Origin of the sequence: Pseudomonas sp. NC02, assembly GCF_002874965.1 — a bacterium.
GTDB lineage: Bacteria > Pseudomonadota > Gammaproteobacteria > Pseudomonadales > Pseudomonadaceae > Aquipseudomonas.
Genome location: NZ_CP025624.1, coordinates 2,610,150 through 2,632,244 on the forward strand (window position 1 = coordinate 2,610,150; position 22,095 = coordinate 2,632,244).

General features: G+C 60.6%; 24 protein-coding genes, 1 tRNA gene and 1 pseudogene. 11 read left to right on the forward strand and 15 right to left on the reverse strand.

The window, feature by feature from the left end:
• Nucleotides 1–333: 333 nt before the first annotated feature.
• Nucleotides 334–468 carry a hypothetical protein gene (locus C0058_RS33020; RefSeq protein ID WP_256344006.1) on the reverse strand — a complete coding sequence of 45 codons (135 nt, stop codon included), beginning with the start codon at nt 466–468 and terminating at the stop codon, nt 334–336.
• Nucleotides 469–613: 145 nt separating this feature from the next.
• Between C0058_RS33020 and C0058_RS12365 the strand changes: the two genes are divergently transcribed.
• Nucleotides 614–1,366: a carbon-nitrogen hydrolase family protein gene (locus tag C0058_RS12365; protein ID WP_102370246.1), complete on the forward strand. Its 753-nt coding sequence runs from the start codon at nt 614–616 to the stop codon at nt 1,364–1,366.
• Between the two features lie 13 nt (nt 1,367–1,379).
• Complete coding sequence (locus C0058_RS12370) at nt 1,380–1,814, forward strand: GNAT family N-acetyltransferase (protein WP_102368696.1); 435 nt, start codon at nt 1,380–1,382, stop codon at nt 1,812–1,814.
• A 64-nt stretch (nt 1,815–1,878) separates the two neighbouring features.
• Here the strand turns inward: C0058_RS12370 and C0058_RS12375 are convergent, their stop codons facing one another.
• Complete coding sequence (locus C0058_RS12375; protein WP_003208935.1) at nt 1,879–2,118, reverse strand: DNA-binding protein; 240 nt, start codon at nt 2,116–2,118, stop codon at nt 1,879–1,881.
• Nucleotides 2,119–2,199: 81 nt separating this feature from the next.
• Between C0058_RS12375 and C0058_RS12380 the strand changes: the two genes are divergently transcribed.
• From C0058_RS12380 to C0058_RS12400, 5 genes are all read left to right on the forward strand, one after another.
• Entirely contained in the window at nt 2,200–2,565 is a 366-nt protein-coding gene (locus tag C0058_RS12380; RefSeq protein WP_023658724.1) for a helix-turn-helix domain-containing protein, read from the forward strand.
• A 151-nt stretch (nt 2,566–2,716) separates the two neighbouring features.
• On the forward strand, nt 2,717–3,358 hold the full coding sequence (gene uvrY / locus C0058_RS12385; RefSeq protein WP_008436066.1) for a UvrY/SirA/GacA family response regulator transcription factor: 642 nt from the start codon (nt 2,717–2,719) through the stop codon (nt 3,356–3,358).
• Nucleotide 3,359: 1 nt separating this feature from the next.
• A complete protein-coding gene (gene uvrC, locus C0058_RS12390) occupies nt 3,360–5,198 on the forward strand; it encodes an excinuclease ABC subunit UvrC (protein WP_218173688.1) in 1,839 nt (612 codons plus the stop codon).
• A 32-nt stretch (nt 5,199–5,230) separates the two neighbouring features.
• Nucleotides 5,231–5,791, forward strand: coding sequence for a CDP-diacylglycerol--glycerol-3-phosphate 3-phosphatidyltransferase (gene pgsA / locus C0058_RS12395; protein WP_003208929.1), 561 nt, complete (start codon nt 5,231–5,233; stop codon nt 5,789–5,791).
• Nucleotides 5,792–5,854: 63 nt separating this feature from the next.
• Nucleotides 5,855–5,930: transfer RNA gene (locus C0058_RS12400), tRNA-Gly, on the forward strand.
• Nucleotides 5,931–6,227: 297 nt separating this feature from the next.
• On the opposite strand, the gene C0058_RS12405 is transcribed toward C0058_RS12400, so the two are convergent.
• Nucleotides 6,228–7,271: an LLM class flavin-dependent oxidoreductase gene (locus C0058_RS12405; RefSeq protein ID WP_102368697.1), complete on the reverse strand. Its 1,044-nt coding sequence runs from the start codon at nt 7,269–7,271 to the stop codon at nt 6,228–6,230.
• Nucleotides 7,272–7,615: 344 nt separating this feature from the next.
• On the opposite strand from C0058_RS12405, the pseudogene C0058_RS33225 reads away from it, so the two are divergent.
• Nucleotides 7,616–8,548 (forward strand): annotated as a pseudogene (locus C0058_RS33225) (cache domain-containing protein); the annotation flags it as partial.
• Nucleotides 8,549–8,677: 129 nt separating this feature from the next.
• Nucleotides 8,678–9,406, forward strand: coding sequence for a methyl-accepting chemotaxis protein (locus C0058_RS33230; RefSeq protein WP_371132431.1), 729 nt, complete (start codon nt 8,678–8,680; stop codon nt 9,404–9,406).
• A 42-nt stretch (nt 9,407–9,448) separates the two neighbouring features.
• Here C0058_RS33230 and C0058_RS12415 read toward each other — a convergent pair whose 3' ends face one another.
• Nucleotides 9,449–9,934: a flavin reductase family protein gene (locus C0058_RS12415; protein ID WP_087694309.1), complete on the reverse strand. Its 486-nt coding sequence runs from the start codon at nt 9,932–9,934 to the stop codon at nt 9,449–9,451.
• Between the two features lie 321 nt (nt 9,935–10,255).
• Between C0058_RS12415 and C0058_RS12420 the strand changes: the two genes are divergently transcribed.
• Nucleotides 10,256–11,662, forward strand: a complete 1,407-nt coding sequence (locus tag C0058_RS12420) for a cytosine permease (RefSeq protein ID WP_087694308.1) — start codon at nt 10,256–10,258, stop codon at nt 11,660–11,662.
• Nucleotides 11,663–11,845: 183 nt separating this feature from the next.
• Here the strand turns inward: C0058_RS12420 and C0058_RS12425 are convergent, their stop codons facing one another.
• The 5 genes from C0058_RS12425 to ribBA all read right to left on the reverse strand — a co-directional run bounded on the left by C0058_RS12425 (nt 11,846) and on the right by ribBA (nt 17,111).
• The gene (locus tag C0058_RS12425) at nt 11,846–13,000 is read right to left on the reverse strand and encodes an ABC transporter ATP-binding protein (protein WP_102368698.1); all 1,155 of its coding nucleotides are present in this window, start codon (nt 12,998–13,000) and stop codon (nt 11,846–11,848) included.
• A 17-nt stretch (nt 13,001–13,017) separates the two neighbouring features.
• Nucleotides 13,018–13,827 (reverse strand): ABC transporter permease, encoded by an 810-nt coding sequence (locus C0058_RS12430; protein WP_087694306.1) that lies wholly within the window; start codon nt 13,825–13,827, stop codon nt 13,018–13,020.
• A 6-nt stretch (nt 13,828–13,833) separates the two neighbouring features.
• Nucleotides 13,834–14,751, reverse strand: coding sequence for an ABC transporter permease (locus tag C0058_RS12435; RefSeq protein WP_168197505.1), 918 nt, complete (start codon nt 14,749–14,751; stop codon nt 13,834–13,836).
• The gene (locus C0058_RS12440; protein ID WP_087694314.1) at nt 14,748–15,773 is read right to left on the reverse strand and encodes an ABC transporter substrate-binding protein; all 1,026 of its coding nucleotides are present in this window, start codon (nt 15,771–15,773) and stop codon (nt 14,748–14,750) included. Before C0058_RS12440 ends, C0058_RS12435 begins: the two co-directional genes overlap by 4 nt.
• Nucleotides 15,774–16,001: 228 nt before the next feature.
• Complete coding sequence (ribBA, locus tag C0058_RS12445) at nt 16,002–17,111, reverse strand: bifunctional 3,4-dihydroxy-2-butanone-4-phosphate synthase/GTP cyclohydrolase II (RefSeq protein WP_087694304.1); 1,110 nt, start codon at nt 17,109–17,111, stop codon at nt 16,002–16,004.
• Between the two features lie 68 nt (nt 17,112–17,179).
• Here ribBA and C0058_RS12450 point away from each other — a divergent pair, with 68 nt between their 5' ends.
• Entirely contained in the window at nt 17,180–17,473 is a 294-nt protein-coding gene (locus tag C0058_RS12450; protein ID WP_087694313.1) for a DUF1330 domain-containing protein, read from the forward strand.
• A gap of 47 nt (nt 17,474–17,520) precedes the next feature.
• Here C0058_RS12450 and C0058_RS12455 read toward each other — a convergent pair whose 3' ends face one another.
• The 6 genes from C0058_RS12455 to C0058_RS12480 are packed head-to-tail and all read right to left on the reverse strand — an operon-like array spanning nt 17,521 to nt 22,073.
• Complete coding sequence (locus tag C0058_RS12455) at nt 17,521–18,084, reverse strand: NUDIX hydrolase (protein WP_102368699.1); 564 nt, start codon at nt 18,082–18,084, stop codon at nt 17,521–17,523.
• 2 nt (nt 18,085–18,086) lie between these two features.
• Entirely contained in the window at nt 18,087–18,839 is a 753-nt protein-coding gene (locus tag C0058_RS12460) for a GntR family transcriptional regulator (RefSeq protein WP_087694302.1), read from the reverse strand.
• 23 nt (nt 18,840–18,862) lie between these two features.
• Nucleotides 18,863–19,252, reverse strand: coding sequence for a carboxymuconolactone decarboxylase family protein (locus tag C0058_RS12465; protein WP_087694301.1), 390 nt, complete (start codon nt 19,250–19,252; stop codon nt 18,863–18,865).
• Nucleotides 19,253–19,263: 11 nt separating this feature from the next.
• Nucleotides 19,264–19,749: a flavin reductase family protein gene (locus tag C0058_RS12470; protein ID WP_010567340.1), complete on the reverse strand. Its 486-nt coding sequence runs from the start codon at nt 19,747–19,749 to the stop codon at nt 19,264–19,266.
• 12 nt (nt 19,750–19,761) lie between these two features.
• The gene (locus C0058_RS12475) at nt 19,762–21,243 is read right to left on the reverse strand and encodes an aldehyde dehydrogenase (RefSeq protein ID WP_087694300.1); all 1,482 of its coding nucleotides are present in this window, start codon (nt 21,241–21,243) and stop codon (nt 19,762–19,764) included.
• The gene (locus tag C0058_RS12480; RefSeq protein ID WP_102368700.1) at nt 21,240–22,073 is read right to left on the reverse strand and encodes an alpha/beta fold hydrolase; all 834 of its coding nucleotides are present in this window, start codon (nt 22,071–22,073) and stop codon (nt 21,240–21,242) included. Before C0058_RS12480 ends, C0058_RS12475 begins: the two co-directional genes overlap by 4 nt.
• Between the last annotated feature and the right edge of the window lie 22 nt (nt 22,074–22,095).

The window sequence follows — 22,095 nt, forward strand, 5'->3', positions numbered from 1 at the left end:
GGCTTCCTGGGCAAGCGGCGGGCTGTTCCCGCACGCTCTGCCCTACTGGGGTGTTCGACAATTGGCCGTATTGGCTACGTGTGTTGGCTTGCCACCAATAGGTGACCGATCGGAGGCGGCAGGCTGTCCCGAACGGAGCTTGCTAAATCGCCAGGCGGTGGAGGTGTCGTAGCGGTAATAGGTGGCGTAGTTCATGGCGTGAGTCCTTTAAGTGTTCGGTGTGTGGCAAAAATAATAAGGGCTGAAAAAACAAAACCCCCGGTCGGGGAGCCGACCGGGGGTTAGATTTCTCTGGTAGGCGACCCCTTGAGTAGTGGGCGCCGATTTCAGGTATCAGGCGCGCCAGTGGCTAAACCAATACCCAAAATAAAAGCTGACCAGTGCGCTCAAACCGCTCACACGGGCAGCCACAACCGAGCGCTGGACGCTGGCAGCAGGGCAAACCTGAATGTGGGTGAGTTGCAACATGGTGTGTCTCCAAATGATGGGGGGAGCTTAACTGAGGCGAGCGGGTGGATTCAATCAGTAATTTCTATTGAGTGTGGGTACTTACGGCTATGACCCAAGTGTCGATATGCTGCACGGACTTCACGATGATTGCCTGGATGCGACCATGACGGCCTTGACGATTGCTGCTGCCCAATCCATTTCCGTTGCAGGCGATGTGCCCGGCAATATCGCTCGTCACTTGGCTTTCATGCGCGTGGCGGCGGAGCACGGCGTGCAGTTGCTGGTGTTTCCGGAACTGTCCCTGACCGGCTATGAACCGTCACTGGCCGCCGGGCTGGCGATCGCGCCCGGCGATGAAGCGCTGGCGCCGCTGCGGGAGATGGCCCGTGAATTGCGCATTACCGCGGTGGTGGGCATGCCGATTCGCCTGGGGGGCGCCAGTGAGGTGTTGATCGGTGCGCTGGTGCTGGGGCCGGATGGCTCGGTGGCGGTCTATACCAAGCAGCATCTGCATTCCGGTGAAGACGTGGCGTTTGCTGCGGGGCAGGGCGGGGCGGCCCTTGAATGGGGGGACGACCGGATCGCCCTGGCGGTATGCGCGGATTTTTCCCACGCCAGCCACCCTCGACAGGCTGCCGAGGACGGGGCGAACATCTACGCTGCGGGTGTGCTGATCAGCGAAGGCGGCTACGCGCCGGACACCGCCTTGCTACAGGGCTATGCCGCCGAGCACCGGATGCTGGTGCTGATGGCCAACCACGGCGGTCCATCCGGTGGCTGGGCCTGCGCCGGGCGCAGCGCAATCTGGGGCGCCGACGGTGGTTTGATCGCGGCTAGCCCGGGTGTAGGCGATACGCTGGTGATTGCACGACGCGACACCGGCGGCCAGTGGCAGGGAGAACAGGTGGCAATCTAGGGAGTTCAGGCACATGGCGTTTCAACTGCAGGCCGCGACCAGCCAACACCTGGCCTTCGCCCGGACCCTGACCCACCAGGCCATGGGTAATTATTATCGCCAATACGACTTGTCGTGGTCCGATGCCGGTTTCGATACCGCCTGGGCCGGACGAGAAAACTGGCTGATCTGTCGCGATAACGAGGTGCTGGGTTTCATCAGCATCAGTCGTGACCCCAAGGCACTGTATATCCGCGAACTGCACATCCTTGAGGCGTTTCGTCATCAAGGGGCTGGCGGCTGGGTTATCGAGCAGATGGTGTACAAGGCGCGCGCGGAAGGGCTGGGTCTTTTACGGTTGACCGTTTTCAAGACCAACCCGGCGCGACGGCTGTATCAACGCAAGGGCCTGGAAATCGTAGATGCGGAGGATTGCTTCTGGCGCATGGAGCGCAATTGCCGGCCGTGATCAGGTGTGAGTACTGCCAATTTTGGGAAAACAGGCACTTGGTTTTAATAAGCGCATACTGACTTCAAGAAATGACTTCCTGATCTTGCCTTACGGTTTCGTCCTCAACCGGGATGATCCCGTCCTTCATGCCTAACAGGACCGCGACCTTGTGGGCTTCTCCCCGCCGTCCCTTTTTGCGCCCAGCGAGCACTTGATAAGTGGTTGCCGGGTCCACGCCATGTTCCCGGGCGAACGCTTGAACAGACTTACCTTGATGTTCCAGCCAAGCCTTGGCTTGTGCAGCAGTGCGAATACCGGGCATAGTTCAAAACCGTTCAAGTTTGTGTAAAACGAGATGAGTGTGTCACCTCTTGGGGTGTGCCAAATAGGATCATACATCCAAATGAGTGGAATCGGTTTCCGGTTAAGGCAAGAAAGAGAGCGACTTGGCCTGTCGCAGAAAACTTTTGGTGAAATAGGAGGTGTAGAAGCTAACGCACAGGGGAAATACGAAAATGGCGGCCGTGCGCCCAAGGCCGATTACTTGTCCCGCGTGGCAGAAAAAGGTGTCGATATCCTGTACGTGTTGACCGGCACGCCGACGCCGACCCAACTGGAAAATCTGAGCCAAATCGAAGAAAAAGTGCTGGGCAACTACCGTGCGATGTTCAAGGAAGACCAGGATGCAATCCATCGCCTGACCTCTACCCTGGCCGAGCATTCACTCTCCACCAATGGAAAAAACCGGTCATCGGCCCCGGATTCCTGACCTTTTACCCAGGAAATTGAGCCGCCCGCCACTCGGCGGCGGCCCGTTGTGCATTGAAACTCTATATATATGACGCTTGCAGCTAGGTCTGCGCCGTGGTTTTTTGCTAAGGTGTTCAGCAACCTATAAGACCATATCGCGAGGTGTCTGCTTGATTAGGGTGCTAGTAGTCGATGACCATGATCTCGTTCGTACAGGCATTACACGAATGCTGGCTGACATCGATGGCCTGCAAGTAGTCGGCCAGGCCGAGTCAGGGGAGGAATCCCTGATCAAGGCCCGGGAGTTGAAGCCCGATGTGGTTTTGATGGACGTCAAGATGCCCGGGATCGGCGGTCTTGGCGCCACTACAAAGTTATTGCGCAGCCATCCGGATATCAAAGTCGTGGTAGTGACCGTGTGTGAGGAAGATCCTTTTCCTACACGGCTGCTACAAGCGGGCGCGGCTGGCTATCTGACAAAAGGCGCGGGATTGGCGGAAATGGTCCAGGCCATTCGCCTGGTATTTGCCGGCCAACGCTACATCAGCCCGCAGATTGCCCAGCAGCTGGCGATCAAGTCGTTCCAGCCCACCAGCGACTCGCCGTTCGATGCGCTGTCGGAGCGGGAAATCCAGATCGCCCTGATGATTGTCGGCTGTCAGAAAGTCCAGTCGATCTCCGACAAGCTGTGCCTGTCGCCGAAAACCGTGAACACCTACCGTTATCGGATTTTCGAAAAGCTTTCCATCAGCAGTGATGTTGAATTGACCCTGCTGGCGGTACGCCACGGCATGGTAGATGCCAGCGCCTGAAATGACAGCTCCTGAAATAAAGGTCCAATTCGATCCGAGTGCGTTCCTTGCAACCTGCAGTGGCCGTCCCGGCGTGTATCGCATGTTCGACAGCGAAGCGCGCCTGCTCTACGTCGGTAAAGCCAAGAACCTGAAGAGCCGCCTGGCGAGTTACTTCCGCAAGACGGGCCTGGCAACGAAGACGGCGGCACTGGTGGCGCGTATCGCCCAGGTGGAAACCACCATCACCGCCAATGAAACCGAGGCGCTGCTGCTTGAGCAGACGCTGATCAAGGAATGGCGGCCGCCCTACAACATCCTGCTGCGTGACGATAAGTCCTACCCGTACGTGTTTCTCTCGGACGGCGACTTTCCGCGCCTGAGCATCCATCGTGGCGCCAAGAAGCAGAAGGGCAAGTACTTCGGGCCTTACCCCAGCGCTGGCGCCATCCGCGAAAGCCTGAGCCTGCTGCAAAAGGCGTTTTTCGTGCGCCAGTGCGAAGACAGTTTCTACAAGAACCGCAACCGCCCGTGCCTGCAGTACCAGATCAAGCGCTGCAAGGCGCCGTGCGTGGGCCTGGTTGAGCCTGCGGAATATGCCGAGGACGTGCGTCACTCGGTGATGTTCCTCGAAGGCCGCAGCAATGCCCTGGCCGATGAACTGTCCGGCGCCATGGAGCAAGCGGCCAGCACCCTGGATTTCGAGCGCGCCGCAGAGCTACGCGACCAGATCTCCCTGCTGCGTCGCGTGCAGGACCAGCAGAGCATGGAGGGCGGCACCGGTGACGTCGACGTCATCGCCGCCTTCGTCAACCCGGGCGGCGCCTGTGTGCACCTGATCAGCGTGCGCGGCGGCCGGGTGCTGGGCAGCAAGAACTTCTTCCCCCAGACCGGTATAGAAGAGGAGGTCGCCGAAGTCATGGCGGCGTTCCTCGGCCAGTACTACGTCAGCAGCCCCGAGCGCGACCTGCCGAGCGAACTGATCGTCAACGTGGTGCACGAGGACTTCCCGGCGCTGATCGAAGCGATTCACGAACTGCGTGGCCGCGAGCTGGACATCAGCCACCGCGTGCGCGGCACCCGTGCGCGCTGGCAGCAGTTGGCCGTAACCAACGCCGAACAGGCCCTGGGCGCACGTCTGGCCAACCGCCAGCACGTCGCCGCGCGGTTTGACGCCCTGGCCGAAGTGCTCAAGCTCGACGAGCCGCCCCAGCGCCTGGAGTGCTACGACATCAGCCACTCCAGCGGCGAGGCTACCGTGGCTTCCTGCGTGGTGTTCGGGCCGGAAGGGCCGATCAAGTCCGATTACCGGCGCTACAACATCGAAGGCGTCACCCCGGGCGATGACTACGCCGCCATGCACCAGGCCCTGACCCGCCGCTTCAGCAAACTGAAGGACGGCGAGGGCAAGCTGCCGGACATCCTGTTGGTGGACGGTGGCAAGGGTCAGCTATCCATGGCCCGCGACGTGCTCAATGAACTGGCGGTGCCCGACCTGATCCTGCTCGGCGTGGCCAAGGGGGCCACCCGCAAGGCCGGTTTTGAAACCTTGTACTTGAATGATGCCGCCCATGAGTTCACTTTGAAGGGCGACTCCCCGGCGCTGCATCTTATCCAGCAGATCCGCGATGAAGCCCACCGTTTCGCCATCACCGGCCACCGCGCCCGACGTGGCAAGACCCGGCGTACCTCAACCCTGGAAGGGGTGGCGGGGGTCGGGCCAACGCGGCGGCGGGACTTGTTAAAACATTTTGGTGGCTTGCAGGAGCTGTCCCGTGCCAGCATCGAAGAAATAGCCAAAGCTCCCGGTATCAGTAAAAAGCTCGCAGAGTTGATTTATGCAAATCTGCACAGCGAGTAGAATGCCTTCTCACCTCGTAGCCAGTTGTGCCGATGAATATCCCTAATCTGATCACCGTACTACGCGTCCTGCTCATACCGATTTTCATATTGCTGTTTTACCTGCCGTACGAATGGAGCTACATGGCATCCAGTTCGGTGTTTGCCTTCGCAGCCGCCACCGACTGGCTGGACGGTTACCTGGCCCGTCGCCTGGAACAGAGCACGCCGTTTGGCGCGTTCCTGGACCCGGTGGCCGACAAACTGATGGTAGCGGTCGCCCTGGTGCTGCTGGTGCAGGAACACGGCAACCTCTGGCTGACGTTGCCGGCGGCCGTGATCATCGGTCGGGAGATCGTGGTCTCCGCCCTGCGGGAGTGGATGGCCGAAATCGGCGCCCGAGCCCACGTGGCCGTGTCCAACATGGGCAAATGGAAAACCGCGGCGCAGATGCTCGCCCTGGTGATCCTGCTGGCCAACCCGTCGGATTTCTCCTTCTGGGTATTGCTGGGCTACGCCTTGCTGCTGATCGCTGCGGGCCTGACCTTGTGGTCCATGCTGCAATATTTGCGCGCCGCCTGGCCGCATCTGCGCACCGAGGTTGAAAAGAAATAAAACTTTTTTGAATCAAGGGGTTGACGGGTGATGAGGATTCTATAGAATGCGCATCACCAAGACGCGGGAATAGCTCAGTTGGTAGAGCACGACCTTGCCAAGGTCGGGGTCGCGAGTTCGAGTCTCGTTTCCCGCTCCAAACACAAAGAAAAAGCCACTCAATAGAGTGGCTTTTTTTTGCCTGTAATTTAAGGAATAGACGCTTCGGCGTCTTTTTTCGTTTCTACGCAAAACTACTGAAATCCGTCTCCAGCCACTTTTTTAAGTACATTTTTGAGTACATGGAATACGGGCAGTGGGCACAGCGGTTTTTGGGCGGAGCACCCCGGTCCGGCATCGTATACATCTCCTCGACCCGAAGCACATGCCGCATTCCCGCCACCCGAAACAACAACGCCGGCAAGTGCCGGCGCTGTGTGCGGTTCAGGCATTACCCTCAGCGAAATGCCGGCACCACGTGCTTGATAAACAGCTCAAGGGATTTTTTCTTCTCCGCGTGGGGCAAGCTGTTATCACACCAGAAGCTGAACTCGTCCACACCCAGCTCCTGGTAGTACTGGATGCGCGGGATGATTTCTTCAGGCGTGCCAATCATTGCGGTCTTGTGCAGGCTTTCCAGTTCAAACTCCGGACGCCCGGCGAATTTTTCTTCCGGGCTCGGGTCAAGGAAGCCGTTGACCGGCACGGTCTTGTTGCCGAACCAGGCATCAAAGGTGCGATAGAATCGGGCGATTGCCTTGGCCCCGACTTTCCAGCCGTCAGGGTCGTCTACCGCGTGCACGTGGGTGTGACGCAACACCATCAGTTGTGGGCGTGGCACATCCGGGTTGTTGTCCAGGGCAGCCTGGAATTTATTTTTCAGGTCGAGGACTTCTTCGTCGCCCTTCATCAACGGCGTGACCATCACGTTGCAGCCATTAGCTACCGCAAAGTTATGCGAGTCCGGGTCGCGTGCGGCAATCCACATCGGCGGGTTGGGCTGCTGGATCGGCTTGGGCACGCTGGTGGAGGTGGGGAACTTCCAGATGTCGCCGTCATGGGCATAGTCGCCTTTCCACAACGCACGTACCACCGGCACCATCTCGCGCAGCGCCTGGCCGCCGGATGAGGCGGGCATGCCGCCGGCCATGCGGTCGAACTCCACCTGGTAGGCACCACGGGCCAGGCCGACTTCCATGCGTCCGTTACTGATCACGTCGAGCAGCGCGCATTCGCCTGCCACCCGCAGTGGGTGCCAGAACGGCGCGATGATGGTACCGGCGCCCAGGTGAATGGTGGTGGTTTTGGCCGCGAGGTAAGCCAGCAGCGGCATCGGGCTGGGCGAGATGGTGTATTCCATGGCGTGGTGTTCGCCAATCCAGACGGTGCTGAAACCACCGGCTTCCGCCATCAGGGTCAGTTCGGTCAAGTCTTCGAACAACTGGCGATGGCTGACACTTTCATCCCAGCGTTCCATGTGCACGAACAGGGAAAATTTCATGACGCTTACCTCGGATCTATTGTGATCGGCCTGTCGACTGCGGGCCCTTAGGTGCTCTCGCCAATGTGAAGCTTGCCAGTGATGAAGGCTATTCGGCGGATTGATTGTTGGTATACCATAATACGGAATATCTGCAAAACTTTTCTCTCCAGCGGTCGCACATTCACTTCACAAGGAAGGCGAGCTAGATGAACATAAAACAAAAATTGATCCTGGCCTTTGCGGTGATCGCCAGCCTGCCAGTCATTCTGGTGGCAGTGATGATCATCCTCAACGTGCGCCATGAGGCACGGGACGGCTTTATCGACGGCAGCGAACGCGAGATTCGCCAGGTCGACAATGCCATGCAATTGTTTTTTGAAGGTATCAGTCAGAACGTCGCCTACCTGGCGGCGCATCCGCAGTTGCAAAGTATCAACGGCGATGTGAAACGCTATCTGGCCAGCGACGCCGCCCAAGTCGCACTCGGCGAGCGCGATCAGCAGTTGTTCAAGCTGTTCGAGGGCCTGGCCAAGAGTCATTCGGCCTACACCTACCTGTCACTGGGTACTGAAGATGGCGGCTATGTATTCTGGCCGGGTGACCCGAAGCTGGCGAGCTACGACCCGCGCACCCGGCCCTGGTACAAGACGGCCATGGCGCAACCGGGCAAGACCCTGCGCACCGAGGCGTATTACTGGGCCGCCGATGACGTGGTGCTGGTCAGTACGGTGCGAAGCTTCAATGACCGCCAGGGCAACGCGAGCGGGGTGGTGAACATCGATGTTTCCCTCAAGCAACTGACCGACCTGGTCAAACAGATCAAGCTGGGTGACAGCGGCTACCTGATGTTGATGGAAGCCAATAACACCGTGTTGGTGGACCCGAATGACCCGTCTCACAACTTCAAGAAACTTAGTGAGTTGGGCGAGGGTTACCGGCAGTTGAGCGAGGCTGGGCAGGGCCTGGTGCAGGTCGAGTTGGCAGGCGAGCGCTACATGGCGTTTGTCTGGCCGTCCAGGGCATTGGGCTGGCGGTTTGTCGGGGTGGTGCGGGAAAGTGAAGTGATGGCCGGCGCGGCGCGCCTGACCTGGCTGATCGCGGCGATCGCCCTGGTGTGTGCCGTGTTGTTTGCAGTGGTGGGCGCCTGGTTTGCCGGGCTGATCGTCAAGCCGATTCGTGGTGTGGCCAGCGGCCTGGAAGGCATCGCCCAGGGCGAAGGAGACCTGACGGCGCGTCTGCCGGTAAAAGGGCGAGACGAGACGGCACAACTGGCCGGCTGGTTCAACCAGTTCCTCGAAGCGATCCGCACGCTGATCCAGCGCATCGGCCAGGCGGCCGGGCAGATCCACAGCAGTTCGGGGAGTGCCATGGAGGTCTCGGTGGAAATGGCTGAGGTCGCCTCACGCCAACGGGAGGCCGTGGACATGGTGTCCACCGCGTTTCATGAGATGGTCGCCACCTCCAATGAAGTCGCGCGCTCCTGCAGCCAGGCCGCCGACTCTGCCGACAACGGACAGCGCCAGGCGCACACCGGCCAGCAGCAGATCGACGCAGCAGTGAGCAGCGTAGGGCGCCTGAGTGAGGAAATCGGCCACTCCGCCCAGTCCATGGAGCAACTGGAAAAAGACAGCAACGACATCCAGTCGATACTCGGCACCATCCGCTCCATCGCCGAACAGACCAACCTGCTGGCGCTGAACGCTGCCATCGAAGCCGCCCGAGCCGGTGAACAGGGGCGTGGTTTTGCCGTGGTGGCAGACGAAGTGCGGGCCCTGGCCAAGCGTACGTCGGACTCCACCGGCGAGATCGACGGGCTGCTGGGCAACCTCGCCCGGCGTACCCATCAGATGGGTAAACAAATGCATGCCAGCCTGGAGGTGTCCCAGGAAACGGTGGTGTCGATCAACGACGCACGGGCCAGTTTTGGGTTGATTCGCGAGTCGGTGGACGTGATCCGCGACATGAATACGCAAATCGCAACGGCTGCCGAAGAGCAGCACCAGGTGGCTGAAGACATCAATCGGCACATCAGCCAGATTCACGGGGATGCACAGTTGGTGGCGAGCCTGGCTGATTCCACGCGCCAGGATGCGCAGCAATTGACGACGTTGTCTCAGACGTTGAATCAGTTGGTCAGCCGCTTCCGCACCTGACCGGTGGGCGCCCGGGCTGCCGGGCGCCTGCAACGCTAACGATCAGGCAATGGCGGGCAGGGCGCCCATCTTGCCGTGGCAATACACCAGTGGCCCGGCGTTCTGCCGGGGCACGATCAGGTTCTTCACCGCACCGACCATGATTGCATGGTCACCGCCTTCATACTCACGCCACAACTCGCACTCGATCACCGCCGTGGCATTGGCGAGGATCGGGTTGCCCAGTTCACTCAACGTCCATTCGATGCCCTGCGCCTTGTCTTTGCCCTTGCGCGCAAAAGCATAGGCTTCGCTTTGCTGCCCACCGGACAGCACATGAATGGCAAAGCGCTGGTTCTTGATCAGCACCGGATAGGAGTCGGAACTGTAGTTGGGGCAGAACAGCACCAGGGCCGGCTCCATGGACAACGAGCTGAACGCACTGGCGGTAAGTCCGACTATCTGCCCGTCATCATCGAGCGTGGTGATCACGGTGACTCCGGACGGAAACGAACCCATCACTTGTTTGTAGATGGCGGCATCGATCATGGGACGGTCCTCGTAGGGTGAAGCGGATTTTATAGATTTGTAGGTCTGATGGTATACCGTAATACAATCTAATCAAGGGCTTTTTCAGGCGGCCGATGAACGTTGACCTTTGGTCTTATAGCCAATGAATACGGGGGTTAGCCCGCTGAATGAAGAGGGGCCGTGTGGCACAATAGCGGATCAGATGCGTGCCAGGACTACGGATCAGTCTTGTGAAAATGTTGGAATACCATAATATGGTGTTCGTATGGGGGTGGCCAGAGAGCTCCCCCGGTTTGGCGTCAAACAACTATAAGATCAGACAAACGCGAGTTCATTTCCATGCCCCAGATGTCCCGGCAAGATCCCCTGATCGAGAATCACACGGTCGATTACGTCCCCCTCGCGGAGCGCCATGGAAAGGCCCGCGACCTGTTCACCCTATGGTTCAGCACCAACATTGCACCGCTGCCCATCGTCACCGGCGCTATGGTGACTCAGGTGTTCCATCTCAACCTGGTGTGGGGGCTGCTGGCGATTGCCCTCGGGCACATGCTCGGCGGTATTGTCATTGCCCTCGCGTCGGCCCAGGGCCCGCGCATGGGCATCCCGCAGATGGTGCAGAGCCGGGGTCAGTTCGGGCGCTACGGAGCGCTGCTGATCGTTTTCTTCGCGGCCCTGATCTACATTGGCTTTTTCATCTCCAACATTGTGCTGGCGGGCAAGTCCATCGTCGGCATCGTGCCGTCGGTACCGGTGCCGGCCAGCATCCTGATCGGCGCGCTCAGCGCCACGGCCATTGGCGTGATCGGCTATCGCTTTATCCATACCCTGAACCGCATCGGCACCTGGGTGATGGGCAGCGCATTGCTGGCGGGTTTCCTCTACATTTTTTCCCACGACCTGCCGGCAGACTTCCTCACCCGTGGCGGCTTCAATCCGGCCGGCTGGCTGGCGACGGTGTCGTTGGGAGTGATCTGGCAGATCAGCTTCTCCCCCTATACCAGCGATTATTCGCGCTACCTGCCGGCTGATATCGGCATCACCCGACCCTTTGTCGCCACCTACCTGGGGGCCACTCTCGGCACCATTTTGTCGTTCTCCTTTGGCTTGGTCGCCGCCCTGGCGACACCCGAAGGCACTGAGGCGATGGTCGCGGTCAAGCAAGCCACCGGCTGGCTGGGGTCGATCCTGATGGTGCTGTTTCTGCTCAATATCATCAGCCACAACGCCCTGAATCTGTATGGTGCGGTGCTGTCGATCATCACCTCGATCCAGACCTTCGCCAGCCAGTGGACACCCGGCATCAAAGTGCGTGTGGTGCTGTCCAGCGTGGTGCTGGCCGGATGCTGCGTGGTGGCATTGGGCGCGTCGGCGGACTTCATCTCGCAATTTATCGGCCTGATCCTTGCGCTGCTATTGGTGCTGGTGCCGTGGGCGTCGATCAACCTGATCGATTTCTACATCATCAAGCGTGGCGCCTATGACATTGCGTCGATCTTTCAGGCGGACGGCGGGGTTTACGGACGCTTTAACCTGCATGCGATCGTGGCGTATTTCATCGGCATCATCGTGCAACTGCCGTTTGCCAATACGTCGCTGTACGTGGGGCCATGGGCCAATCTGGTAGAGGGCGCAGACCTGTCGTGGCTGGTGGGGTTGGTGGTGACGTGTCCGCTGTATTACTGCCTGGCGACGCGCGAGCATAGCCGGAAGATGAGGACGGTAAAGTTGGGCTATACCGACTGATCATCGAATGAACTGAAATGCCCGGCCAATGCCGGGCATTTTTTTATCTGCAGTTAAGGCCTGCCGATGCAGCCGTATCCTTGTAGCAAGCTGGCTTGATGATCAATGACATCCGGCCAGGTCCAATGTTAGCAGGCAAAAAAAGGCCGCCACAACCCGACGTTGTGGCGGCCCAAGGGTGACTCAATGGGCGCCGGCGGCCTTGTTCAGATCGCTTTCAGCCCATGCGGTATAGACGCAAGCATCCGCCGTGGCCCAGCGCACGCGCACCGGGTCGCCGGCCTTGAGTTGCATGCCCGCAGCAGACAACGCCTTGACTGTCATCGAGGTGCCGCCAAGGGTTTTCACGGTGCAGGTCTGGCTTTCGCCGAGGAACAGCACCTCGCCTACAATCGCTGACACCTCATTCCAACCCGCCGCCAATGCCTGCTCGGTAGCTTGCTCGACACTCAGCGCCAAGGCTTTTTCCGGGCGTACCATCAACAGCACCTCCTGCTCGGTTTGCAAGCCGCTGGTCAGGCGGATCGACAGCGATTGGCCTTCAAACGATGCCACCGCATTCCCCTGCGCCTTGAGCTTGAGGAAGTTGGAGTTACCGAGGAACGAGGCTACAAACGCATTTGGCGGGTTCTGGTACAGGTCGTAGCCACTGCCCAGGCCGACAATCTTGCCGTGGCTGAAAATCGCGATGCGCTGGGACAGGCGCATGGCTTCTTCCTGGTCGTGGGTTACGTAGACGATGGTGATGCCCAGGCGCCGATGTAATTGGCGCAGTTCGTCCTGCAGGTCTTCACGCAGTTTTTTGTCGAGGGCGCCGAGGGGTTCGTCCATCAGCAGGATGCGCGGCTCGTACACCAGCGCCCGCGCGATGGCGACGCGTTGCTGCTGGCCGCCGGAGAGTTGCGAAGGGCGGCGATGGGCAAATTGCTCAAGCTGCACCAGCTTAAGCATGGCGTCGACGCGCTTCTCGCGCTCGGCGCTGGCCAGTTTGCGAATCGCCAGGGGGAAGGCGATGTTGTCGCGCACCGACAAATGCGGGAACAGCGAGTAACGTTGGAACACCATGCCGATGTCGCGTTTGTGCGGCGGCACATTGACCAGGGATTGGCCGCTCACCAGGATCTCGCCGCTGCTTGGCGTTTCAAAGCCTGCGAGCATCGACAGGGTGGTGCTTTTGCCAGAGCCGCTGGAGCCGAGGAAGGTCAGGAATTCGCCGTCCTTGATGTCCAGCGAGATGTTATCCACGGCGGCAAATTCACCGTAGTACTTGTTCAGGTTGCGCAAGCTGACCAGGGGTTGGCCATGGTTTTGCGCGGTATCTTGGATCACTGCACTCATGTCTTGCTCCTGGGCGCTCAAGCGCGGGTTTCTGTGCGCCGGCGAAGGGCGGCGGCGATGACCATGACGAGCACCGAGAGGCCGATCAGCAACGTCGAGGCGACGGCAATCACAGGCGTCAGGTCCTGGCGCAGGGTGGTCCACATTTTTACGGGAAGGGTTTGCAGGGTCGGGCTGGCCATCATCACGCTGAGCACCACTTCGTCCCATGAGACGAGAAAGGCGAACAACGCGCCGGCCACCATTCCCGGGCGAATCGCCGGGAATGTCACCTTGAATACGGCCTGCAGGCGCGATGCGCCGCAGATCACCGCCGCATCTTCAATCGATTGGTCGAACAGCTTCAGCGAGTTGATGATCGAGATAATGGTGAACGGCAGCGCGACAATCACATGGCTCACTACAAAGGCGAACATCGTGCCGGTATAGCCGAGCTTGAGGAACAGTGCGTACACCGCCACCGCGATGATCACCAACGGCACGATCATCGGCAGGGTGAACAGGCCGTAGAGCAACTCGCGGCCAGGAAATCGCCCACGCACCAGGGCAAATGCGGTGGGCAGGCCCAGCGCCACGGCGAACACGGTGGTCAGTACCGCAACCTTGAGGCTCGCTACCGCCGCGTTCATCCAGTCGGCATTGGAGAAGAACTGGCCGTACCATTTCAGCGTCCAGCCCGGTGGCGGGAACACCAGCCATTGGGACGAGCCGAACGACAGCAACACGATGAACACGATCGGCAACAGCAAGAACAGGCCAATCATGCCGGTGGTGGTGTAGAGGCCCAGGCGCATCCTGCGGCTCATGGCATTGGAAGTCAGGAGCATGACGGCTTACCTCGCGTTGCTGGCGCCAACCGGGGATTCCGGCTGAAGCTTCAGGTAGAAGTAGAACAGCACCAGCGTGATAAAGATCAGCAATGCGGCGCCGGCACTCGCCAGGCCCCAGTTGAGGAACGACTGCACCTGCTGGATGATGAACTCAGGCAGCATCATGTTCTGCGCGCCGCCGAGCAGCGCCGGGGTGACGTAGTAACCGAGGGACATCACAAACACCATCAAGCCGCCGGAAAACAACCCCGGTCGGCACAGCGGCAGGAACACCCGGAAGAAGTTGGTCCAAGGGCTGGCACCGCAGATGGAGCCGGCCTGCAGGATCATCGGGTCGATGGCCTGCATGGTTGCCTGCAATGGCAGCACAATGAACGGGATCATGATGTAGCTCATACCGATCACCACGCCGGTCAGGTTGTGCACCATCTCCAGCGGCTGGTCGATGATGCCCATCGCCATCAGTGCCTTGTTGATCACCCCGGAGGCTTGCAGCAATACCAGCCATGAATAGGTGCGGGCGAGCAGGCTGGTCCACATCGACAGCAGCACGATGTTCAGGATCCAGCGCCCCCAGCCGCGTGGTACCAGGGTAATCACCCAGGCCAGCGGGAAGCCCAGCAACAGGCTGAACAGGGTCACCAGGCCGGCCACCGAAAAGGTATTGAGCAGTACCCGGGCGTATGCCGAGTTAGCGAACAGTTGCTCATAGTTGCCAAGGCCCGGTACGGGCTCCAGCACGCCGCGCAGCAACAGGCCGATCAGCGGCGCGAGGAAGAACAGGCCGAGGAACAGCAGCGCCGGGATCAGGTTGCTCGACCCCCGCCAGCGCTGCGCCAGGGATGGCGCACCTGGTTTGCAGGAAACTGCGCCAGCAACGCCGAGGGCGCTCCCGGTCGGCGTGGTTGCCGTCATTTTCATTTGACTAGCCATTCATTCCACCGTGTCGCAATGGCCGGACCGTTCTTGGCCCAGTAGGCGAAATCGAGGGTGATCTGGTCCTTGGCATACGCCGTCGGCAGGTTGGGCGCCAGCACTGAGTCCAGGCGCTGCACACTGTCGATGTTCACCGGTGCATAAGCGGTCAGGTTAGAGAAGTCGGCCTGGCCCTTGGCGCTGCTGGCACTGGCCAGGAACTTCATCGCCGCGCCTTTGTTTTTGCTGCCTTTAGGCACGACCAGGATGTCCGCCATCACCAGATTCTGTTTCCAGCTTACGCCTACGGGTGCGCCATCTTCCTGCAGGGCATGAATGCGGCCGTTCCAGAACTGACCCATGCTGACTTCGCCCGAGGCCAGCAGTTGCTGGGACTGTGCGCCGCCGCCCCACCAGACGATGTCTTTCTTGATGGTGTCGAGTTTCTTGAAGGCGCGGTCCAGGTCCAGGGGGTAGAGCTTGTCGGCGGGAACGCCGTCAGCCAGCAGCGCCAGTTCGAGCACGCCAGGGCTTGGCCATTTGTAGAGGGCACGTTTGCCGGGGTAGGTTTTGGTGTCGAACAGCGCGGCCCAGTCCTGTGGCTTGCCAGCGCCGAGCTTGCCCTCGTTGTAGCCGAGTACGAAGGAGAAGAAAAACGAGCCGACGCCATGGTCGGAGACAAACCGCGGGTCGATCTTGTCGCGCTGGATCACCGAAAAATCCAGGGGTTCGAGCAGCCCTTCAGCGGCGGCGCGCAAGGCGAAGTCAGCCTCCACGTCTACCACGTCCCACTGCACGTTGCCGCTCTCGACCATGGCCTTGAGCTTGCCATAGTCGGTGGGACCGTCCTGCACCACAGTGATCCCGCTGGCCTTGCTGAAAGGATCGGCCCACGCCTGCTTTTGCGCATCCTGGGTGCTACCGCCCCAGCTCACGAAATTGACGCTTTCGGCCGCCAGGGCCGCGTGAGTGGCCGTGGCCAGCAAACCCGCGAACAGCATCGCGGTTGCACGTTTGTTCAACACCATTTTCACGCCCTCATTTGTTTTGTTATTGAGCGGGCCTGGTAATGCCCGCCTATCGGGAGCAGTAGGTCTCTCGAAGCCTCTATTGCGAAGCCTCAAAAGTCGACCGTACCAAGGCTTGTTACTGGCGCTATCCCTGGCATGCGCACTTGGCAAAAGTACTCGGTCGATGGAATATCATATTATGGTATTCCAAGCTTTGTGCAAGCACTTTGCCTTACCGGTTATCCGTCATTCGGTGAACGGAATGCTTTCCACCACCTCCAGGTCGTAGCCTGTCAGCCCGGCGTATTTCAGCGGAGGGCCAAGGTGGCGCAGCTTGCAGACGCCAAGGTCCTGCAATATCTGCGCGCCGGTGCCGACTTCCGAATAGATCCGCGACTGCGAACGGCTGAACTGGCGCGGCGTCTGGGTCAACTGCGGGACGCGTTCGAGCAGGGCCTGGGAGGATTCATGATTGGCCAGCACCACCACCACGCCGCTGCCTTCTGCGGCGACGCGTTGCAGGGCGGCCCATAAGGTCCAGTTGGAGGGGCCGCTATACTCGGCGCCCACCAGGTCGCGCAGCGGGTCGATCACGTGCACGCGCACCAGGGCGGGCGTGTCGCGGTGTAACTGCCCCATGACCATCGCCATGTGCACGCCGCCATCAATGCGGTCCTCAAAGGTGATCAGGCGGAACGTGCCGTGCACTGTGGGCAGGTCGCGCTCGCCGATGCGCACTACGGTGCGCTCGGTACTGAGGCGGTAGTGGATCAGATCGGCGATGGTGCCGATCTTGATCCCATGCTTGTGCGCGAACACCTCAAGGTCAGGGCGACGTGCCATGGTGCCGTCATCGTTCATCACTTCGACGATCACCGAGGCTGGTGTGTGCCCGGCCAGGCGCGCCAGGTCGCAACCGGCTTCGGTGTGCCCGGCGCGCGTCAACACGCCGCCATCCTTGGCGCGCAACGGGAAAATATGCCCCGGTTGCACGATGTCGGCCGGCCCCGCATCGGCATTCACGGCCGCGGCCACCGTGCGCGCCCGGTCGGCGGCGGAGATGCCGGTAGTCACGCCGGTGGCGGCTTCGATGGACACGGTAAACGCGGTGCTGAACACGCTGCCATTGCTCGGCACCATCTGCTGCAGGCCGAGGCGCTGGCAGTGTTCGTCGGTGAGGGTCAGGCAAATCAGGCCACGCGCTTCCCGGGCCATGAAGCTGATAGTCTCGGCGGTGCAGCACACCGCGGGCAGCAACAGGTCGCCTTCGTTCTCCCGATCCTCGTCGTCCACCAGGAGCACCATTTTGCCTTGGCGGTAGTCTTCGATGATGTCTGCGATGTTGTTGAAAGACATGGTGGCTGCTCGATTTATTGGTTGTATGTATTATGGTATACCACAAAACCAAGCAAGAGGATGTCACGATGAAGGCTTACTGGATTGCCCATGTAAATGTGTCCGATGCAGAGCAGTACACGCAGTACACCCAGCGCGCGCCTGCGGCCTTCGCGAAGTTTGGCGGGCGCTTCCTGGCCAGGGGCGGGCGCAGCGCCGCGATGGAAGGCGGGCCTGCCAGGCAACGTAATGTGGTGATCGAGTTCGACAGCTACGAGCAGGCGCTGGCCTGTTATGAGTCTGCGGAGTATCAGGAGGCAAAGGCGCGTCGTGAAGGGGCGGGCGAGGCGCAGATCATCATCGTGGAAGGGCTGGTGCCTTAGGGGTATCAGGCATACATCACATTTTTGATCCGTGTCGGGTCTGACGATCAGCGGATGAAGTGAATCTTGCCGCTGTCGTCGTTACCGATGTAGATGCCATACACCCCAGCCTGGCGTTCCTCGATATAACGCTCGAGGATCTGCCGGATCGCCGGGTAGTAGATGCTGTCCCAGGGAATGTCCTCGGGCGCGAAGAACTTGTAGTCGAGGGTCTCCGGCCCGAACTGGCCGGTGATCTGCAGCGCGATGGCGCGGAAGATGATGTACACCTCGCTGATCTTCGGCACGCTGAAAATCGAGTAGGGCGAGAGGATCTCCGCGCGTACGCCGCTTTCTTCCCAGACTTCGCGTAGTGCGGCCTGTTCAGTGGTTTCGCCACCTTCCATGAAGCCGGCCGGCAGCGTCCAGGTGCCAGGACGCGGCGGGATGGCCCGCTGGCAAAGCAGATATTTGCCGTCCCGCTCGATGATGCAGCCGGCGATAATCTTCGGGTTGATGTAGTGGATGTAGCCGCAGCCCCGGCACATCAGGCGCTCATGGGTATCACCCGGTGGCAGCTGGTGACCGAGGTCACTGCTGCCACATGTCGGGCAAAAACTGGGGCTGGGCATGGTCAGTGACCTATGCGCGGTTCTTTGAGGGCGATGGGCAGTGTGATCTCGGGGATCTTGCCGGTCTCTTCCTGCTTGCGCTTGAGGTAATCCAGGGCCACGGCGGCGGCGGCGCGCACGTGGTCGACACAGGCCTGGTGGGCGGCGAGCGGGTCGCCGCTCTTGATCGCCTGGACCATACGCTCCATTTCCTGGTTGCTGGTACCGCGACGGTTTTCCTGGGATACCGAGGTCGCGCGCAAGTAGCTGATACGTGCCTGCAACTGACGCAGTTGGGTGGCCGCCACGTGGTTGCCGGAGCCTTCGAGCAACACGTCGTAGAATCCTTGTACCGAATCAATGACCTGTTGCAGCTCACCGTCCTTGAGGGCCTTGCGGTTTTCCTCGAGGGCTTTTTCCAGTGCCTTGATGTCCTTGGCCTTGGCGCGCAGGGTGAACAACTGCACGATCAAGCCTTCGAGCACGCAACGCAGTTCATAGATGTCGACGGCATCGGCCAGGGTGATGATCGCCACTTGCGGGCCCTTGGCATCGGCGAACTCCACCAGGCCTTCGGACTCCAGGTGGCGCAAGGCTTCGCGCACCGAGGTGCGGCTGACGCCGAGGCGGTCGCAAAGGTCGCGTTCCACCAGGCGGTCACCCGGCAGCAGTTGGAAGTTCATGATGGCGCTGCGCAGTTTTGCCAGCACGATTTCGCGCAGGGTGACCGGGTTGTGATTGACCTTGAAGCTGTCGTCGAGTGGCAGGCGTTTCATGGGGGCTGCTCTGAATGTTGCGGTTAACTGGAGGCCTCGGCGTCGGTTTCGGCGAAGGCTTCACGGGCCAGTCGGAAACTGTCCACGGCGGCGGGAACTCCGCAATAAATGCCGACCTGAAGCAGAATTTCGCGTATTTGTTCACGACTCAGCCCGTTACGCAAGGCGCCGCGCACGTGCAGCTTGAGTTCATGGGGCCGATTGAGGGCCGAAATCATCGCCAAGTTTATCATGCTGCGTTCTTTAAGCGACAAACCCTCACGGCCCCACACATGGCCCCAGCAGTATTCGGTGACCATCTCCTGCAGGGGGCGAGTGAAGTCGTCGGCGTTCTCGATCGAACGTTGCACATAGGCTTCGCCCAGCACTTGCGTACGGATTTTCAGGCCCCGTTGGTACTTGTCGTCGCTCATCAATCAGCTCCTCAGGCCAGGGTGGGCAGCGGGCCCAGCTTGCCCTTGTGGTAGATCATCGGTGTGACCGGTTGCTCGGGCAGGATCAGGTTTTTCACCGCTCCGACGATGATCGCGTGATCGCCACCGTCGTATTCGCGCCACAACTCGCACTCGATGATCGCCGTGGCCTTGGCCAGCAGCGGATTGCCCAGTTCGCTCAAGTGCCACTCGATGCCCTTGGCCTTTTCCTTCCCCTTGCTGGCAAAGGCATAGGCTTCGGCGGTCTGGTCGGCGGACAGCAAATGAATCGCAAAGCGCTTGCTGTCGCGCAGGATCGGATAGGTGTCCGATGCATAGTTGGGGCAGAACAGGACCAGTGCCGGGTCGATCGACAGCGCACTGAATGCGCTGGCGGTGATGCCGACGATGCCGCCATCCGGGTCGAGGGTAGTGACGACCGTCACCCCGGACGGGAATGAACTCATGACGTCTTTGTAAATGCCGGGTTCGATCATGGTCGGGGTCTCTTAACGCATCACAAAAGGATCAGGCATGGGCGCCTGGGAAAGGTTGATCCACACCGTCTTCAGCTCGGTGTAAGCCAGTACTGAATCGATGCCACTTTCACGTCCATAGCCGCTGTTCTTGAAGCCGCCAATGGGCGCCATGGCCGAGACGGCGCGGTAGGTGTTGACCCAGATAATCCCCGAACGCACGTCGCGGGCCAGGCGGTGGGCACGACCGAGGTCGCGGGTCCAGATGCCGGCGGCGAGGCCGAACTGAGAGTCGTTGGCGATGGCCAGGGCTTCGGCTTCGTCCTTGAAACGGATGACCGAGGCCACTGGGCCGAACACTTCTTCCTGCATGATCTTCATCGAGTTGCGGTCGCACTCGAACAGGGTCGGCTCATAGAACCAGCCTTCGCCCAGGTTCTGCGGACGCTTGCCACCGGTACGCAGGCGCGCACCTTCAGCGATGGCATCCGCCACCAGGCCTTCGACCACGGCCAGTTGCTGTGCGGTGGCCATGGGGCCCATTTCACTGGCGTCGTCCTGCGGGTTGCCGATGCGAATGCGTTTGGCGCGCTCTACCAGGCGCTCGACGAATTCGTCGTAGATTTCATCCTGCACCAGCAGGCGCGAGCCAGACACACAGCTTTGCCCCGACGCCGCGTATATCCCGGCAATCGCACCATTGATGGCGCTGTCGAGGTCGGCATCGGCAAAGATGATGTTCGGTGACTTGCCGCCCAGTTCCAGCGACAGCTTGGCGAAGTTCTCGGCGCTGCTGCGTACTACGTGCCGCGCCGTGGCTGCGCCGCCGGTAAAGGCGATCTTGCGCACCAAAGGGTGGCGGGTGAGGGCGGCGCCGGTGCTTGGGCCGTAGCCAGTCACCACATTGACCACGCCCGGCGGAATGCCAGCCTCCAGGGCCAGGCGCGCCAGTTCGAGGATGGTCGCCGAGGCGTGCTCCGACGGTTTGATCACGATGGTATTACCCGCTGCCAGGGCCGGCGCGAGTTTGATCGCGGTCAAGTACAGCGGGCTGTTCCATGGAATGATCGCGGCCACCACGCCCATGGCTTCGTGCACGGTGTAGGCGAAGAGGTCCGGCTTGTCCAGCGGCAGGGTGCCGCCCTCAAGCTTGTCGGCCAGGCCTGCCGTGTAATGGAAGAACTCCGGCAGGTAACTGACCTGACCGCGTGTCTCGCGGATCAGCTTGCCATTGTCGCGGCTTTCGAGCTGTGCCAGTTGTTCCTTGTTTTCGGCAATCAAATCTCCCAGGCGGCGCAGCAGTTTGCCCCGCGCGGTGGCGGTGAGGCCACGCCAGGCCGGGCTGTCGAAGGCGCTTTGCGCGGCCTGCACGGCGCGCTCCACATCCGTCTCGTCGGCGTCGGGCAGTTGCGCCCAGGGTTCGGCCAGGGCCGGGTTGAGGCTGTCGAAAGTCTTGCCGGACAGGGCATCGACCCATTCACCGCCGATGCACATCTGGAAGCGTGCGAGTGTCATGCAACGATCCCCTTTATTGGATTTTTTTGGGTGTACACCGTGTCAAGAAAGCCCAGCAGCAGTTGGTTGACCAGCCGCGGCGATTCCACTGGCATCATATGCCGTTGCTCGGCCAGCACTGCAACCGTCGCACCGGGAATGCGATCGGCCAGTTGCCGGGCCATCTCCGGGGTCGAGCCCGGGTCGAGTTCACCGGTGGCGACCAGGGTCGGCGCGCGCAAACCCTTGAGGTCGTCGGCGCGGTACATGTCCTGGGTCGCGAACAGCTCGTACGTGGTGAGGTAGCCCTGGGGGTCGTTGCCCGCCAGGGTTTCACGCAGCGCAGCGATCTGCGCCGGGTTGGCTGCCTGGTACTCGCGGCTGAACCAGCGTGACAGCGCGGCTTCGGCATTCGCATCCGGGCCGTGCTCGGCGGCCTGGGCAGTGCGTGCGATCACCCCGGCACGCTGTTCGGCGCTACGGTTGAACACACTGTTGAGCACCACCAGGCCTTGCAGGCGTTCGGGGTAATGCAAGGCAAACGCCCGCGCAACCAGGCCGCCCATGGAAAACCCGATCACCGTTGCCTGAGGCAATTGCAGGTGGTCGAGCAGTTCCAGCAACTGGTCGGCATACCCCAGCAGCGGAGTGCCGGCAGCCGGGCGCGGGCTGGCGCCATGGCCCAGCATGTCATAGGTGATCACGCGATAATTCGTGGCCAGGCCAACGACTTGCCCGCCCCACATTTCTTTATTCAGGCCCACGCCGTGGATCAAAACCACAGGCTGGCCTTGGCCGGTCGCCAGATAACTGGTGCCAGCCGGGGTGCGATCAGCGGTGAGCTGAATCATGGAGCGCTCCTGCATGTTTTTT

What these genes read in the sequence shown, in the direction of transcription:
- C0058_RS12455 (WP_102368699.1), bottom strand. Translation starts at nt 18,084, where the DNA reads ATGCCCAGCCCCAGTTTTTGCCCGACATGTGGCAGCAGTGACCTCGGT.
- C0058_RS12460 (WP_087694302.1), bottom strand. Translation starts at nt 18,839, where the DNA reads ATGAAACGCCTGCCACTCGACGACAGCTTCAAGGTCAATCACAACCCG.
- C0058_RS12475 (WP_087694300.1), bottom strand. Translation starts at nt 21,243, where the DNA reads ATGACACTCGCACGCTTCCAGATGTGCATCGGCGGTGAATGGGTCGAT.
- C0058_RS12470 (WP_010567340.1), bottom strand. Translation starts at nt 19,749, where the DNA reads ATGATCGAACCCGGCATTTACAAAGACGTCATGAGTTCATTCCCGTCC.
- C0058_RS12365 (WP_102370246.1), top strand. Translation starts at nt 614, where the DNA reads ATGACGGCCTTGACGATTGCTGCTGCCCAATCCATTTCCGTTGCAGGC.
- C0058_RS12380 (WP_023658724.1), top strand. Translation starts at nt 2,200, where the DNA reads ATGAGTGGAATCGGTTTCCGGTTAAGGCAAGAAAGAGAGCGACTTGGC.
- C0058_RS12440 (WP_087694314.1), bottom strand. Translation starts at nt 15,773, where the DNA reads ATGGTGTTGAACAAACGTGCAACCGCGATGCTGTTCGCGGGTTTGCTG.
- C0058_RS12370 (WP_102368696.1), top strand. Translation starts at nt 1,380, where the DNA reads ATGGCGTTTCAACTGCAGGCCGCGACCAGCCAACACCTGGCCTTCGCC.
- C0058_RS33020 (WP_256344006.1), bottom strand. Translation starts at nt 468, where the DNA reads ATGTTGCAACTCACCCACATTCAGGTTTGCCCTGCTGCCAGCGTCCAG.
- C0058_RS12375 (WP_003208935.1), bottom strand. Translation starts at nt 2,118, where the DNA reads ATGCCCGGTATTCGCACTGCTGCACAAGCCAAGGCTTGGCTGGAACAT.
- uvrC (WP_218173688.1), top strand. Translation starts at nt 3,360, where the DNA reads ATGACAGCTCCTGAAATAAAGGTCCAATTCGATCCGAGTGCGTTCCTT.
- C0058_RS12415 (WP_087694309.1), bottom strand. Translation starts at nt 9,934, where the DNA reads ATGATCGATGCCGCCATCTACAAACAAGTGATGGGTTCGTTTCCGTCC.
- pgsA (WP_003208929.1), top strand. Translation starts at nt 5,231, where the DNA reads ATGAATATCCCTAATCTGATCACCGTACTACGCGTCCTGCTCATACCG.
- C0058_RS12425 (WP_102368698.1), bottom strand. Translation starts at nt 13,000, where the DNA reads ATGAGTGCAGTGATCCAAGATACCGCGCAAAACCATGGCCAACCCCTG.
- C0058_RS12435 (WP_168197505.1), bottom strand. Translation starts at nt 14,751, where the DNA reads ATGAAAATGACGGCAACCACGCCGACCGGGAGCGCCCTCGGCGTTGCT.
- C0058_RS12405 (WP_102368697.1), bottom strand. Translation starts at nt 7,271, where the DNA reads ATGAAATTTTCCCTGTTCGTGCACATGGAACGCTGGGATGAAAGTGTC.
- C0058_RS12420 (WP_087694308.1), top strand. Translation starts at nt 10,256, where the DNA reads ATGCCCCAGATGTCCCGGCAAGATCCCCTGATCGAGAATCACACGGTC.
- C0058_RS12480 (WP_102368700.1), bottom strand. Translation starts at nt 22,073, where the DNA reads ATGATTCAGCTCACCGCTGATCGCACCCCGGCTGGCACCAGTTATCTG.
- ribBA (WP_087694304.1), bottom strand. Translation starts at nt 17,111, where the DNA reads ATGTCTTTCAACAACATCGCAGACATCATCGAAGACTACCGCCAAGGC.
- C0058_RS12450 (WP_087694313.1), top strand. Translation starts at nt 17,180, where the DNA reads ATGAAGGCTTACTGGATTGCCCATGTAAATGTGTCCGATGCAGAGCAG.
- C0058_RS12465 (WP_087694301.1), bottom strand. Translation starts at nt 19,252, where the DNA reads ATGAGCGACGACAAGTACCAACGGGGCCTGAAAATCCGTACGCAAGTG.
- C0058_RS33230 (WP_371132431.1), top strand. Translation starts at nt 8,678, where the DNA reads ATGGTGTCCACCGCGTTTCATGAGATGGTCGCCACCTCCAATGAAGTC.
- C0058_RS12430 (WP_087694306.1), bottom strand. Translation starts at nt 13,827, where the DNA reads ATGCTCCTGACTTCCAATGCCATGAGCCGCAGGATGCGCCTGGGCCTC.